The sequence below is a fragment of the Salinimicrobium xinjiangense DSM 19287 genome (assembly GCF_000423585.1).
GTDB classification, from domain to species: Bacteria; Bacteroidota; Bacteroidia; order Flavobacteriales; family Flavobacteriaceae; genus Salinimicrobium; species Salinimicrobium xinjiangense.
This window is the reverse complement of record NZ_KE384056.1, coordinates 152,060-165,694: the sequence shown is the minus strand read 5'-3', so window position 1 is coordinate 165,694 and position 13,635 is coordinate 152,060. Positions and strand designations below refer to the sequence as shown.

The window sequence follows — 13,635 nt, the reverse complement described above, 5'->3', positions numbered from 1 at the left end:
ACTGCTATTAAAAAATGCTTCCAACATATTTTACAAATGAACCTTAATTAAATCGGCTGCTTCTGTTTGACCTGTTTCCAGGGCCAGATCATACGCGGACTTATTTTCTTTGTTTTTTAGCGTTAGATTTGCTCCATTTTCGATCAACAACTTTACTATAGCAGTATGCCCATATCTCGCTGCTTCTCCAACCGGGAAGTCACCTTCTTCATCAACATTATTAACATCGGCACCCTGTTCAATCAAAAACTTTACAATTTCATAATGACCTACAGATGCCGCATGTTCTAAAGGGGTTGCTCCGTCCATGGCTTTTTTGTCAATATCAGCACCTTTTTCGGCCAAATACTTTACTATTTCGATATGGCCGTTTCTTGCTGCTATTCTTATTGGAGTAAATCCTCTGAAGCCTTCATAATTCACATCTGCTCCACTCTCCACCAAAAGCCTGACAATTTCGGTATACCCTTCCTGACATGGGAGAATAATGGGAGTGGAATTTCCAGGAGGAACTTTATTTTCGAGATTGACATCTGCTCCATTTTTAATGAGTAATGCTGCTATTTCATAACTGTTATCGGCTGTTGCTCTCCATAAAGGGAAAAGACCATTTTCACTGAATTCATTTGGATCTTCTCCTTTAGCCAGAAGTTTTTCAACTTTTGAGAGGTTTTCCTTTTCTACTGCTTTGTACAGTTTCTGGGAAAAACCTGAAAAAGTGGTCATCAGGATAATAAGCAGGAGTAAATTATTTTTCATTTTTGGGTGGTTATAAATTGGACTGAGGCATTTGATATATTAGCGGGGAATTTCATTTGAAATGAACCAGATAAATTTAAATCTTCCTGCTTTTGATCAATTTCTTTATTTTTTTTGACGGCTTCATGTTATTACTGGAAACAGCACAATAATCAACTAATATTTCTTCTGCCCTGGTATAGATTTCTTCTTTATTCAATGCCGTATCTCGATTTTCCAGAACAACTTTTGACATTGCTGCCAAATATAATCCCAGCAAATCGGGATTCCCTTTTGTTAGTTCCATAGCCTGCTCCCCAATATCAAAAGTATATTCAGGTGTTCCCTGCATCCATTTCAGTATGTATTGAATGGAGGTTAATCTATTTAGCTCTGCCTGATCCGCAGGATTTTCAAAGAGAAAATTTGCCGCCATTAATACATTGTTCTTTTCTGTTTCATAGCTTTCTATGGTTTTAAATTCATAATTAGCTAATTGGTTGAAGTTTTGACTAAATGACAAATATTGTACGAAGGCCAGAGCAATGATTACAAAAGATTTTTTCATTGGGTTTAGTTTTGGTTAAATACATTTATTTTCTCTTCTTCTGGAAGAACAGAGAAGAATATTATCCTTAAAGTAAATCTATTAAAATTTTGTTAAAGAAGATTACGGAAATCCGTAAATAAGTGGTGAAACTTCAGAAAATTAGCTGTTGTAAATGCGCTTCTAAAATGCCATTTTTGGGAGGTGATTGTTGTGTAACAAAAAAGCGGCTGGAAAAAATTCCAACCGCCTTTATATTTTGCACAAAATGAATTCTCAGGAAACCACCTGCTGCTGCACCCATAGTGAAAACTGACTCTCATAGATTCTGGTGAGGATGATCACTGCCGACCCTATCCCCACGTACCACCAGGAGTAATCATCCCGCTTTAAATGCATCCAGCCAATGCCGGCCAGAATAAAGTAAGGGATCATCAATAGTAAATTTGGAATAAGCCAGGCTTCACCAAAGATCACAATCGCCTTCATTACTATATAGAACAGACTGTAAAAAAGAATGATCTTGGTAATGATCACCAGGTTTCTGTGTGACATAAATTACCTGTAATTTTTTGGTGCCTGCCTTAGATTCGTCTGCTGTTCGAAGCCATAGCCTATCTGCAACAGTTTTTCTTCTTCAAAAGGTTTGACTATAAAGGTGATACTTTTTGGCTCACCTGTTTTCTCAAGACCCGCAGGAACCGCAAGCGCTGGATATTTAGCCACAGCGGCATAGGCTGCATGGTAATTATTCATGGAAGCTACTGCATCCAGATTATGCTGCTGCATGGGTTCGTCAAAGAACCTTCTTCCGTTTTTCTCAAGTTCAGCAGAGATCCGCTCCAGCTCTTCTGCACTCGTGGTATCGGCTACTACATTATGAAATAGCTGCTGTCCGTAAGGAGCTCTCAACAGAGTATCCTTCTCATTGTACTTCACTATAGCTTCGACGTTCTTGAAGGTAACTTCCTCACCCGCCTGTTTAGAAAGATATTCCTGCATATCCTTCTTCATATCCGCATTTAAAAGGGTCAGAAAATTATCAAGTGGCACCCGGGGTGCCTCAAATTCAATGATTACCGCGCCTTCATTTCTCATTTGCTCTACGGCGGAATTGTATAAGGAATCTGTAAGGAGAGATTTCATTACTCCAATTCTTTTTCCTTTAAGTGCTCCAGAAGAAAGACCTTTTACGTAATCCTTTCCTCCTTCTACAGAAGCGAAATCTTCCACGTCTTTTCCGGTTAAAGCATTCAGTAAAATTGCATTATCAATTACCGATTTAGTCATGGGTCCGGGTGTGTCAAGGGTACTGGAAATAGGAACAATCCCGGTGCGGCTTAATAATCCGATGGTGGGTTTTAAACCTACTACTGAATTCTTGGAGGCAGGAGAAAGTATCGACCCCGCTGTTTCAGTACCTATCGCAGCTACGGCATAATTGGCAGCAACGGCAACTCCGCTACCGGCACTGGAACCACCGGTTTCGAACTGTTTTCTTCCGTAGGGGTTCAAAGTTTGGCCGCCAATGGCACTATAGCCTAACGGACAGCCGTCACAGAAGTAATATGCCCATTCACTTAGATTCACCTTGCCAAGAACAAGAGCCTTATGTCTTTCCAGGCGATCCACTATAAATGCATCTTTTACAGGCTGATTTTCGGCCAGGGCTAAAGCTCCCGCAGTGGTCTTCATGTTTGCCGTATTAATATTATCCTTTAGCAGAATTGGCATTCCATAAATGGAATTTTCATTCACCGCCGGTGCGCCCCTTTGATCCAGCTGTCTGGCCTCCTCCACTACATTGGGATTAAGGGCGATAACTGCATTTAATGATTTGTTGTTGTCGCTTTCAATCTGCCTGATACGGTAAATGTAAAAGAGCGTAAGATCTTCATAGGTAAGTTCTCCTGCCTTTATGGACCGCTGTAATTCAGGAATTGTTCTTTCAAGGACAATTGGCTTCAACCTTTCATATTTTTCCGAAGAAAAGTTTGCGAGATCTGCTTCAAAAGGAGCCCAAATGTTGTTCTTGTCGAGATATTTTGAATTGATCAATTTAAAGCGCATTCTTTCGACCTCATGAGTCTCTTGTTCTTCAAGCTCGGCCGTTTCATCTTCTGCCTCCCAGCGAACCTGGGGAGCTACTTCGGTTTCTCCCTGTTTGGGATCTACTTTGCAGGAAAAGATTATGGCACTAAAAACGAATAGCAGGTAAATTTTTTTCATGGAGAAGGGAGTTTATTTTTTAAAGAAAGAGTCTACAAATTCGTATTTATTGAAAACCTGGAGATCTTCCACTCCTTCTCCAACTCCTATGTATTTCACAGGGATCTGGAATTGGTCGCTTATACCTATTACTACACCACCTTTTGCTGTACCGTCGAGTTTTGTAACGGCAAGGGATGTAACTTCAGTGGCGGCGGTAAATTGTTTGGCCTGCTCAAAAGCATTCTGCCCTGTAGAACCATCGAGCACCAGAAGGACTTCATGAGGAGCATTATCCACTACCTTTTGCATCACTCTCTTCACTTTGGTAAGCTCATTCATAAGATTCACCTTATTGTGGAGTCGGCCGGCGGTATCGATGATCACCACATCTGCATTCTGCTTTACTGCGCTCTGAACCGAGTCAAAAGCCACGGAAGCAGGATCGCTTCCCATTTTCTGTTTCACGATAGGCACGTCAACCCTGTCTGCCCATACCTGTAACTGGTCAATGGCGGCAGCTCTAAAGGTATCGGCTGCACCGAGAACTACCTTTTTACCCTCTTTCTTAAACTGATATGCAAGCTTTCCAATTGTCGTGGTTTTACCCACTCCGTTGACTCCCACTACCATGATCACATACGGCTTAACATCTGTAGGTACATAAAAATCAGTAGCTTCGCCCGAATTGGTTTCGGCCATCAGGGCTGCAATTTCCTCCCGCAGGATCTTGTTAAGTTCATCTGTACCCAAAAATCTGTCCCGGGCCACGCGTTCCTCAATACGGTTAATGATCTTTACGGTGGTACCCACACCCACATCACTACTTACCAGTATATCTTCAAGGTCATCAAGTACCTCATCATCAACTTTGGATTTTCCGGCAACGGCTTTACCAAGTTTGGAAAAGAAATCATTTTTTGATTTTTCGAGGCCTTTATCAAGATTCTCCTTTTTCTCCCGGGAGAACATTTTTTTAAATAAACTCATTATTTGATTAGGTCTTTATTTAAACAAACCGGTACCGCCTGCAAGAGAAGCTCACCGGAGGTAAATATACACAAAAACAAAAAGCCGTCCCGATAGCTACCGGGACGGCTTTAAAATAATTCGAAATAACTTATTTTTTATTCAGGAAGTCATTTACCATTTCAGGAGCCATAATAGCTTCCACAAATGTATAGGAACCGGTCTTAGGTGACTTTACCATCTTAATGGCTTTAGTTAACCTTTTTGACCCTGTCTGTAATGTTGCTACTGATTTCTTTGCCATGACCTACTTATTTAATTTCTTTATGAACCGTCATCTTCTTTAGAATAGGATTGAATTTCTTCAACTCCATTCTATCTGGCGTGTTCTTTTTGTTTTTGGTTGTAATATATCTTGAAGTACCCGGTTTTCCGGATGTCTTGTGTTCTGTACACTCTAATATAACCTGAACTCTGTTACCTTTCTTTGCCATTTTACTGCGTCTTAGATATTAGATTTACTACTTGTTTAAAAAGCCTTTTGCGCGGGCATCTTTAATTACTGCAGCAATTCCTTTTTTATTAATTGTCTTAATTGCAGAAGTAGATACTTTCAAAGTGATCCATTTATCTTCCTCAGGGATATAAAAACGTTTTTTAACCAAATTGGCGTCAAATTTACGTTTTGTTTTGTTCATCGCGTGGGAAACATTGTTTCCTACCATTGCTTTCTTACCTGTAAGTTCACAAACTCTTGACATTGCTCTATACTTTAACTCGTTATTTCAAAACAGGCTGCAAATTAACGATTTTTTTACCTAATAGCCAATAAGGAAACAAAAAATATTTTTTGAAACTCCTCTTTAACATTGCTTCGGAAAAACCTCCCAAAAATGGCACTTTTGACACCTCTTCCTGAAGCTTTTATATTTCTTCGAAAGAAAAAAAATTCTGAAGCCGACTCCTGAAGCATTTTCAAAACGCCTGAAGCAGAAGAAGAATAGGTTTTTTTATATCCAACCACTGTCAGGACTTTTAAGCCGCTGACAGGGTTAAATTTAGAACCAGGAGCCAGGAGAATTGCTGAAATGATTTGAAGATGAGCTGATTTGAAGATTTGCTTTTTCAATAGGATTTCAAATATCACCCATAAACCTGAATTTGATAAACCTTAGTTATTCAAACCTGTCGAATATTAAATTCTGTACCTAAAGGCACAGGTTCCAACTGGCCGATTTCCCTCTACCTATATTAACCTATGGGACTTTTTTATATTATGGGAAATTTTAAAATACCAAGCTACAAATCTGGTTAAAGCACCTGAATTCTTTTATCCTGAAATAATTAAAATAATGATTAATGCATATTTTCCTGTCCCTTTAGGGACAACATATCGGTAGAATTTAAATTTTCGTAGTGATAACCGTGCCTTTAGGTACGGAATATAAAAATGGAACAGGTAAAGACCTATGAAGTATGACATTTTTGAGGCCAAAAGACCATTCTTGGTTTCAGAAGAAGAACAGATTTTTTTGTTTAAACCGCTGTCAGGGCTTCAAGCCGCTGACAGGGTTAAATCCAGACTAAAGTTGCAGAAGGCAAAACCACTGTCAGGGCCTCAAGCCGCTGACAGGGTAGACATCAACTTCCTCTTCTACTGAAAAAATATCTGTGCATCTGTGGCTTAAGGAGAAAACCTCCAAGGACTAAAAAGACCCTTGCAGGTTAGTCCGTTTCCAATGACCTGTTTTTGTTTTTTCGTCAACCGGTCCACCAAATAAACCGCTGTCAGGGCTTCAAGCCGCTGACAGGGTTATATTAGTTTCCCAGGCAAATTAGAAAATATCTTTGTATCGGTGTTTTAAAGAGAAAAACCTACAAGGACTAAAAAAAGACCTTGCAGGTTTGGCTTCCTCTCTTTCTATATATTTTCGAGAACTGAAATTTCTATAGTAGAGTTGACCCGGTATTTTAAGGAAAATCTTGATCCTTGATTCTGGCAGCGCAGAGATCCTGATTCTTTTCCCGTCAACACTAATTTTGAATCCTGAATTTTAAATCTTGAATACTTTTAATCCTTGGTAATTTCCTTCAGGATCATCTCGAAGGATTTTTGTACAGTCTGTTTCACCACCTGATCCCGGCTGTTCCCAAAAAGGAACTTTTTAGAATATACTTTTTCGGGTGTGGCAAGACCTATATATACTGTGCCTACTTCGGCCTCGCTGTCTCCTTTTGTAGGTCCTGCATTTCCGGTAGTGGAAAGTGCATAATCTGTTTTAAAGAGTTTTCTGGCATTTTTTGCCATGGCTTCGGCCACTTCAGCACTGACTACACTAAATTTTTCAATCAGTTCTTTTCTTACTCCCAGAGTTTCTATTTTAATTTGAGTCGCATAAGAAACGATCCCTCCTTTAAAACAGGCCGATGCTCCGGGGTGTGTGGTAAATTCGGCTGCAAGGGCCCCGCCGGTACAGCTTTCGGCTGCCGAAAGGAATTCTTTCCGGGAGCTAAGCAGTTTGCTTATCTGCACCGCGATTTTTTCATCTTCCTCCTGCTCATCGGCGATAAGATCCCCTAACAATTCATAAAGTCCCTCCACCTGTTTTTCTACAGAACTAATGAGTTCTTCTTCATTTTTCCCCTTTCCCGAGAGACGCAAACGAACACTTCCGAGATCGGGCAGGTACGCAAGTTTGATATGTGAGGGTAATTTCTCTTCGTAAGCGGCAAGCTTATTGGCTATAGCGCTCTCACCTTCTCCCCTGGTGAGAATGGTCTTGTGATAAATAAAAGGTCGGTGGTATTTTTCCTGAAGCCTTGGGATCACCTCCACTTCCATGAGATTATTCATCTCATAAGGCACGCCGGGTAAGGAGATAAAAACTTTATTTCCCATTTCCATCCACATTCCCGGTGCCGTACCATATTTATTATGAAGCACCCTGGCTTTTGACGGGACCATGGCCTGTTCCCGGTTGAGATCGGAAATCGGGGTTTTCTTATACTTTTTAAAAAGCTCTTCGATATGCGCCAGCACCTTTTCATTCACCACCAGCTCATCATCGAAATATTCGGAAAAAGTATATTTGGTAACGTCATCTTTGGTGGGGCCAAGACCCCCGGTAAGAATGATTATGTCTGCCCTGCCCGAAGCTTCTTTTAAAGCTGTTAAAATATGCTGCTTTTCATCCTGAATTGAAGTGATCTGGCAAACCGAAATACCTATAAGGTTAAGCTCCCTTGCAATAAAAGCGGAGTTGGAATCTACTATTTGTCCTATAAGTATTTCATCTCCAATGGTAATAATTTCTGCAGTCATTACAAGTCAAAATCTTCCTTCAGTTCTCTTTCTGCTTTTTTGTATTTATCTGTAATAATACGACCGGCTTCATGAACTTCAGCTTCATTTTTTCCGGCCTTTGACCATTCTTCAATAATTTTTATCTGAGGCATGAGACCCAGCCCGAACATTTGAAAATTGGGCTTCATTTTGTGTGCGTATTGATAAGCCTGAGGTGCATTGCCTTCAATGATAGCCTGGTTCATCCCTTCAAGATCTGGCGGGATTTCTTCGAGAAAGGTCTGTACCACGACTTTGACAAAATCCTGGTCGCCACCGGCCATTTCCTCGACACCTTCTAAATTGTAGTTGCTCATTTTACCTGTATTGAAAATATTTGTTTGTCTTCTATAAACCCGGTGAGTACATCATTTATCGCCACCGGTCCTACTCCTGCGGGAGTTCCCGTAAAAATCACATCCCCTATCTTCAGCGTAAAATACTGCGAAATATATTCAATTATTTCGTCAATCTTCCATAACATGTGAGAAGTTGTGCCTGTTTGCACCACCTCAGCATTCTTCTCAAGACTGAAGTTAATGTTGTTAAGGTCTTTAAAATGGGATTTTTCGATCCACTTTTCTCCTATTACAGCCGAACCGTCAAAAGCCTTGGCTTTTTCCCAGGGCAAACCTTTTTCCTTTAATTTCTTCTGAAGGTCCCTCGCAGTAAAATCAATTCCCAGTCCTAATTCATCATAATATTTATGTGCGAATTTCTGCTGAATGTGTTTCCCGATCTTGTTGATCCTTACCAGCAACTCTACCTCGTAATGAATGTCGTTCGAAAACGGAGGAATAAAGAAAGGTTGCTTCTTAAGAAGAATTGCGGAATCGGGCTTTAAAAATATCACCGGCTCCTCTGGCCGCTCGTTTTTAAGTTCAGCGATATGTTCGGTGTAGTTGCGGCCAATACAGATTATTTTCATTAAAGAAAAATATAGAGGTTTTTGGTTATTTCATCTGGGATTTTTGGTTCCCGGTTTCAAAGATATAAATTTTAAGGACCTGCATTAGAAGCTTAACTGAAGATTCACAGAGAGACCGGTATTCTCCGGCACATAACGGCATACGCCGCCAATACAAATAAGCCCTCCTCTTTGCCTTCCATAGTTAAATGCTATTCTCGCACTTCCATGCGAATAGCTTCCTCCAAAATTGTAGTAATGAAAAGCGGGGTCCCCGCCGTAATTCCACGAATCGGCTGCATAAATTCCAATTGTTGGGGAAAAATTATATTCCAATAAGCCTCCAGCCCAATTTCCACGATCATTCTTTGTCCAGAGATGCTGAAGTTCCAGCCGTACAGATCTACCTCTTCCTAATCTATAGGTGTTTTCAATTACTCCAATACCGGCATTGATGAAATAAAATCCCAGCGGACTACCTATAGTTACCCCCTCATCAATTTTAATATCTGTTATGGAATATATCCCGCTCCATTCCTTATTCCATCGTTTTCTGACACTAAAGCCCACTTCCCTGAAGTAGGTCTCTCCTCTGGAAAAAAATTCCGAAGTATAGGTATTATCAGGAATGTCAAATTTTGAGTCCAGTCCGGCCCAATTTGAATAATTGAATTCAAATTTAGTTCCATACTTCCCGCCTAAAAATGACTTTTTAGGCAGAGAAAAAAATAGATCTATTTGAGCTCCAATCTCTCCCGCCTGTCTTTGAGAAGTTAAAAGCAAGAGTCGTGGTTGGGAGCTGTAAACATATATGTTGTTGAGCAGATAATCATGCTGTTTGGTGAGGGCTGGAACATAATTTATAAGCTGGCGGTTATATTGATTGCCCTCGGCCAGTCTGTCTGAATAAAAACTGAAGTTTTCCAGTCTTCTTAAAGTCGCATTAATTCCGAAGCCGGGAATTGCATATCCAAAATTCAGAAGCCAGGCAGATCCTCCAAAAGTTTCCCGTTGATTAGTTATGGACCGGTTATACACCAAAACATCAGGCTGTTTATATACTGCTTCCAATTCAGAAAAGAAATTAGCGAAATTAAAATTCACTCTTCCTGAAAAAGCGGTGACAGAAGCAGGTACATTTTCAAATTCTCCTGCATTTTGGAATCTGTTTACCACACTTGCACCTAAACCGAGATCATAAGCTTCGGCTCCTGCCCAGGAAGATAGATCAAGATTAACATCTAAGCCCCCAATGGTTCCTTCGGATGTTTCAAAGCCGACTCTTTGTTCACCAAATAATGCTGTTAGCTCAAGATGTTCAATTCCCCTAAAGCCTAATCTTATACCTTTCATAGCATTATTAATCCCCAGCTGCCTGTCCTCCCAAAACCTCAGAATTAAACCGCTGCCAAACTGCTCATAAAAATATCCTGCTGTCACATCCAAAATCTCATTTTTATAGCCTGCGTAATAAGAGGCAATTTCATTTCCCTCCAGCCGGGGATCGTAACCGAGTAAGGGAGTGGGGAGATAAGCTTCATACTGCAGGCCCGCCGTGAAACCCTGATATTCAAAATTGAAAGTGAAATAATTATTTGATCGGAAATTTTCGGGAGGAGCCGTGAATTCTAATTCCTCATCATCCTGTAACCATTGAGAATTGGATTCGAGACTGCCATAAAAGTTTAGGTTTTCCTGAGAGAAGGCCAGGAATGGCAGGTAAAGAAGCATGACGAAATAAAGAGTTTTCCTCATACCCGGTCCCTAATGATGTTATCGGGAAAATTCCAGCAGTTTTTCATACAAAATATCTTCAGATCCGGGAGAATAACCGGAATGTTTGTACAGAATTTTATTATTTCTCACAACCAGGGTTAAAGGAACAGTTGCCGCACCCAGGGCTCTTCTCAGGTCATTATTGGTATCCAGCAGCACCTTGTACTTCCAGCCTTTCCCCCTTACCATAGGGCGTACCCGGTTAACGGTTCGTGGATCATCTATAGAAATGGCATAGAGCTGAAGGTCAAATTCATTTTGCCAATCTTCATAGTGGAGAGTAATAGCTTCCAATTCATTGATGCAGGGTACACACCAGGTAGCCCATAAAGAAAGGATAACTGTTTTCTCTTCAGATATTTTTTGCAGATCAACCTGCTTTCCCTCAAGATCTTTTAAAACAAATTGCGGCATCTCGGCCTGTGAAAAGCCGTATTGAATTACGAAACAAAAAATCAGGCTCCACCACTTGTTCATTCTCTTTTTTTAAAAAATTTAAGAAAGAAATTTATACATAAAACTCTTAACTCCCTAATAATTAGTGTAATAATTTTAGGAAAATTTAATTTATTATAAAATTTTAGTTTAAATTCATAAATCAAAATTGGGGGAGTCATGAAATATTCACAGTCATTTAACAGTTTAGCCGGTTTAATTATTACAGTTATTTTTCTTTTTTCCTGCAGCAGCGACGATGCTTCCGGAGAAGGAGGTAATACAAGCGGACCAGGTTCCATACAACTCAGCACAAATAACAGTACGGGTACTGCAGCTGTAAATGAAACAGTTTACTTCAAAGTAGAAGGAAACGATGGTAAGGATTATACCAGCCAAAGTACAATCTATCTTGCCGGAGAGGCACTGGAACGAAAAAGCTTTCAGTTTAGCGGGAGTGGCACTCATGAATTCACCGCAAAGATGAACAAGCTTACCAGTAATAAGATCTCCATTAATGTAAAAAAACCTCAAATTGCCTCTCAACCTGACGCAATCACACTCACCTCCAACCTTGAATCATCAAAAACAGATATTAATAAAAATGTCATATTCCGGGTATTGGGAGACAATGGATTTGAATATACCTCTCTAAGTACAATTCAGATAAATGGAGAAACCATAAGCGGAAATCAATACACTTTCAACCAGGGTGGTGAGCACGACGTTATTGCCAGTTTTAATGAACTGAATAGTAACACACTTTCCATACAGGTATCTTCATCCAATTATTTGACTGTTAGCCGTGATAAAGCTTTAAAAGGCCAGGAGGTTAATTTTCAATTTTTTGGATCCAACGGTGAAGATGCTACAGCAGATGCTACTTTCTACGTAAATGGAAGTGCTGTAAATGGGAATAGTTTTCAATCTGATACAGAAGGAAGTTTTGAAGTAACCGCTAAAGCTGCAAGTGGAGAGGAAACTGAACCAAAAACTTTTGAAGTCTTTACTCCAAAAAGAAAAGCATTGTTTGAAGATTACACCGGAACCTGGTGCGGCTGGTGCCCAAGGGTCACAAATGCTATCTTACTCCTTAAGGAAAGAACAGAGGACCTGGCCGTTGTTGCCATTCATTTTCAGGATAAAATGATGATAGATGAGTCAAAAGACCTGGTGGCACATTTTGAAGTGGAGTTTTATCCTCACGCCAGATTGAACAGAGTTTCGCAGATCCCCTTTCCCGAAGATGAAGAAGAACAGCTGTTGCTCGTATTAAATACTGCAGGAGAAGAATCTCCTTATAGTATTGCAATTAATACTGAACTGAATAATGATAAGCTTGATATTGAGGTAAAACTTGTCTCTGAAGTCCAAATACCTCAAGGCTATAAATTAGTAGTGTATTTGTTACAGAACGGTGTGATCTTTCCCCAGGAAAACTACCTGAACAACGATCCCCAAAGTCGCTGGTACCAAAAAGGTGAGCCTATAAAAGATTTTATTCATGACGATGTGTTACAGGCCTCTCTCACAAATGTTTTTGGTGATGAACTGAATGCTATTTCAGCTTTGGAAGAAGTCAGCTTTAAATTTGGAACGGTTGATCTATCTCAGTTTTCTTATTCTGCTCCGGGTAATTTTTACAACCCTAACAATTTTGAGGTGGTTGCGATAATTACAAGACCAGATAATACAGCCTTGAATGCCCAGAAGGTAACGGCGGGACACAATGTGAATTTTGAATAAAAGAAACTATTTTAATTTCGTATTCAACTTTCGCAGTTTAATTGCCGTAAGCACCTTTTTGGTGTAAAGCGGGAAATCGGCATTCTGGAACCAGCCAAAGTATCCGGGTTCCTGTTCCAGGATGTCCTCCACACTTTTGCCTTTATATTTTCCAAAGGTGAATACTTCCCGACCTTTTTTGTCGAAAGCGATAAGACCTGCTATGTCTGCACAATTTTTTTGAGAACTGAATTCTGCAAGCCATTTTACATCGTTCTGTAGTTTCTCGTCATACATGTCCAACTGGGATTTAAGCACTTCAAAAGTAGCTAAGGTATCGGCTTCAGCACCATGAGCTCCTTCGAGTTCTTTTCCACAGTAAAATTTATAGGCAGCAGAAAGTGTACGTTGCTCCATTTTATGGAAAATGGTTTGCACATCAACGGCAAGGGAGTTTTTCATGTCAAAATCGACACCGGCCCGCAGCATTTCTTCAGCAAGCAAAGGGATATCATATCTGTTGGAGTTGTACCCTGCCAGATCACAGCCTTTGATCATCTCATACACTGTCCCGGCGAGTTCTTTAAAAGTAGGCTCATTGGCTACTTTTTCATTGGTGATCCCGTGTACGGCCACTACTTCTTTTGAAATGGGTACAGTAGGATTCACCAGCCAGGTTCTGCTTTCGCGATTGCCATTAGGATAGATCTTGAGAATAGAGATCTCTACGATCCTGTCTTTTGCCACGTTGGTTCCGGTGGCTTCAATATCAAAAAAACATAAGGGTTTGGTAAGCTTCAACTCCATTACAATATCATTCAGTTTTGGTAAAGATAGTAAAAGTAGTGGTCAGTGGTCAGTGATCAGTGGTCAGAATCAGAAGTGGGCATTACGTAGTTTTAAGCAGGCAGTGTGAAAAAAGACGCTTTGCTCCCGAAGTCAGGAAAAAAGAATCAGGAGGAAGTAGAAGTAGTAAGGGTTTAAGAG

The 13,635-nt window shown here is 40.2% G+C and carries 15 protein-coding genes; 1 reads left to right on the top strand and 14 read right to left on the bottom strand.

Going from position 1 to position 13,635, the window contains the following annotated elements; genetic code table 11:
- Positions 1-30: 30 nt before the first annotated feature.
- From G564_RS0116250 to G564_RS0116180, 13 genes are all read right to left on the bottom strand, one after another.
- Complete coding sequence (locus G564_RS0116250; protein WP_029038584.1) at positions 31-759, bottom strand: ankyrin repeat domain-containing protein; 729 nt, start codon at positions 757-759, stop codon at positions 31-33.
- A 76-nt stretch (positions 760-835) separates the two neighbouring features.
- Positions 836-1,306 carry a hypothetical protein gene (locus tag G564_RS0116245; protein WP_029038583.1) on the bottom strand — a complete coding sequence of 157 codons (471 nt, stop codon included), beginning with the start codon at positions 1,304-1,306 and terminating at the stop codon, positions 836-838.
- 255 nt (positions 1,307-1,561) lie between these two features.
- Positions 1,562-1,840 (bottom strand): hypothetical protein, encoded by a 279-nt coding sequence (locus G564_RS19510; RefSeq protein WP_051205556.1) that lies wholly within the window; start codon positions 1,838-1,840, stop codon positions 1,562-1,564.
- A 3-nt stretch (positions 1,841-1,843) separates the two neighbouring features.
- Positions 1,844-3,514: an amidase family protein gene (locus G564_RS0116235; protein ID WP_029038582.1), complete on the bottom strand. Its 1,671-nt coding sequence runs from the start codon at positions 3,512-3,514 to the stop codon at positions 1,844-1,846.
- 12 nt (positions 3,515-3,526) lie between these two features.
- A complete protein-coding gene (gene ftsY, locus G564_RS0116230; RefSeq protein WP_029038581.1) occupies positions 3,527-4,483 on the bottom strand; it encodes a signal recognition particle-docking protein FtsY in 957 nt (318 codons plus the stop codon).
- 130 nt (positions 4,484-4,613) lie between these two features.
- Complete coding sequence (locus tag G564_RS20220; RefSeq protein ID WP_084625668.1) at positions 4,614-4,766, bottom strand: DUF4295 domain-containing protein; 153 nt, start codon at positions 4,764-4,766, stop codon at positions 4,614-4,616.
- A 7-nt stretch (positions 4,767-4,773) separates the two neighbouring features.
- Positions 4,774-4,956 carry a 50S ribosomal protein L33 gene (rpmG, locus tag G564_RS0116220; RefSeq protein WP_029038580.1) on the bottom strand — a complete coding sequence of 61 codons (183 nt, stop codon included), beginning with the start codon at positions 4,954-4,956 and terminating at the stop codon, positions 4,774-4,776.
- 27 nt (positions 4,957-4,983) lie between these two features.
- Entirely contained in the window at positions 4,984-5,223 is a 240-nt protein-coding gene (rpmB, locus tag G564_RS0116215) for a 50S ribosomal protein L28 (RefSeq protein ID WP_029038579.1), read from the bottom strand.
- A gap of 1,310 nt (positions 5,224-6,533) precedes the next feature.
- Entirely contained in the window at positions 6,534-7,784 is a 1,251-nt protein-coding gene (locus G564_RS0116200; protein WP_029038576.1) for a competence/damage-inducible protein A, read from the bottom strand.
- Positions 7,784-8,122, bottom strand: coding sequence for an Hpt domain-containing protein (locus G564_RS0116195; RefSeq protein WP_029038575.1), 339 nt, complete (start codon positions 8,120-8,122; stop codon positions 7,784-7,786). Before G564_RS0116195 ends, G564_RS0116200 begins: the two co-directional genes overlap by 1 nt.
- The gene (locus tag G564_RS0116190; protein WP_029038574.1) at positions 8,119-8,733 is read right to left on the bottom strand and encodes a fumarylacetoacetate hydrolase family protein; all 615 of its coding nucleotides are present in this window, start codon (positions 8,731-8,733) and stop codon (positions 8,119-8,121) included. Before G564_RS0116190 ends, G564_RS0116195 begins: the two co-directional genes overlap by 4 nt.
- Before the next feature lie 84 nt (positions 8,734-8,817).
- The gene (locus G564_RS0116185; protein WP_029038573.1) at positions 8,818-10,467 is read right to left on the bottom strand and encodes a DUF6029 family protein; all 1,650 of its coding nucleotides are present in this window, start codon (positions 10,465-10,467) and stop codon (positions 8,818-8,820) included.
- A gap of 18 nt (positions 10,468-10,485) precedes the next feature.
- Complete coding sequence (locus G564_RS0116180; RefSeq protein ID WP_029038572.1) at positions 10,486-10,965, bottom strand: TlpA family protein disulfide reductase; 480 nt, start codon at positions 10,963-10,965, stop codon at positions 10,486-10,488.
- Positions 10,966-11,103: 138 nt separating this feature from the next.
- Between G564_RS0116180 and G564_RS0116175 the strand changes: the two genes are divergently transcribed.
- On the top strand, positions 11,104-12,669 hold the full coding sequence (locus G564_RS0116175) for an Omp28-related outer membrane protein (protein ID WP_029038571.1): 1,566 nt from the start codon (positions 11,104-11,106) through the stop codon (positions 12,667-12,669).
- 6 nt (positions 12,670-12,675) lie between these two features.
- On the opposite strand, the gene G564_RS0116170 is transcribed toward G564_RS0116175, so the two are convergent.
- Positions 12,676-13,455 (bottom strand): 3'-5' exonuclease, encoded by a 780-nt coding sequence (locus G564_RS0116170; protein WP_029038570.1) that lies wholly within the window; start codon positions 13,453-13,455, stop codon positions 12,676-12,678.
- Positions 13,456-13,635 lie beyond the last annotated feature (180 nt).

What these genes read in the sequence shown, in the direction of transcription:
- G564_RS0116170 (WP_029038570.1), bottom strand. Translation starts at nt 13,455, where the DNA reads ATGGAGTTGAAGCTTACCAAACCCTTATGTTTTTTTGATATTGAAGCC.
- rpmB (WP_029038579.1), bottom strand. Translation starts at nt 5,223, where the DNA reads ATGTCAAGAGTTTGTGAACTTACAGGTAAGAAAGCAATGGTAGGAAAC.
- ftsY (WP_029038581.1), bottom strand. Translation starts at nt 4,483, where the DNA reads ATGAGTTTATTTAAAAAAATGTTCTCCCGGGAGAAAAAGGAGAATCTT.
- G564_RS0116195 (WP_029038575.1), bottom strand. Translation starts at nt 8,122, where the DNA reads ATGAGCAACTACAATTTAGAAGGTGTCGAGGAAATGGCCGGTGGCGAC.
- G564_RS0116180 (WP_029038572.1), bottom strand. Translation starts at nt 10,965, where the DNA reads ATGAACAAGTGGTGGAGCCTGATTTTTTGTTTCGTAATTCAATACGGC.
- G564_RS0116200 (WP_029038576.1), bottom strand. Translation starts at nt 7,784, where the DNA reads ATGACTGCAGAAATTATTACCATTGGAGATGAAATACTTATAGGACAA.
- G564_RS20220 (WP_084625668.1), bottom strand. Translation starts at nt 4,766, where the DNA reads ATGGCAAAGAAATCAGTAGCAACATTACAGACAGGGTCAAAAAGGTTA.
- rpmG (WP_029038580.1), bottom strand. Translation starts at nt 4,956, where the DNA reads ATGGCAAAGAAAGGTAACAGAGTTCAGGTTATATTAGAGTGTACAGAA.
- G564_RS0116235 (WP_029038582.1), bottom strand. Translation starts at nt 3,514, where the DNA reads ATGAAAAAAATTTACCTGCTATTCGTTTTTAGTGCCATAATCTTTTCC.
- G564_RS0116185 (WP_029038573.1), bottom strand. Translation starts at nt 10,467, where the DNA reads ATGAGGAAAACTCTTTATTTCGTCATGCTTCTTTACCTGCCATTCCTG.
- G564_RS0116245 (WP_029038583.1), bottom strand. Translation starts at nt 1,306, where the DNA reads ATGAAAAAATCTTTTGTAATCATTGCTCTGGCCTTCGTACAATATTTG.
- G564_RS19510 (WP_051205556.1), bottom strand. Translation starts at nt 1,840, where the DNA reads ATGTCACACAGAAACCTGGTGATCATTACCAAGATCATTCTTTTTTAC.
- G564_RS0116175 (WP_029038571.1), top strand. Translation starts at nt 11,104, where the DNA reads ATGAAATATTCACAGTCATTTAACAGTTTAGCCGGTTTAATTATTACA.
- G564_RS0116190 (WP_029038574.1), bottom strand. Translation starts at nt 8,733, where the DNA reads ATGAAAATAATCTGTATTGGCCGCAACTACACCGAACATATCGCTGAA.
- G564_RS0116250 (WP_029038584.1), bottom strand. Translation starts at nt 759, where the DNA reads ATGAAAAATAATTTACTCCTGCTTATTATCCTGATGACCACTTTTTCA.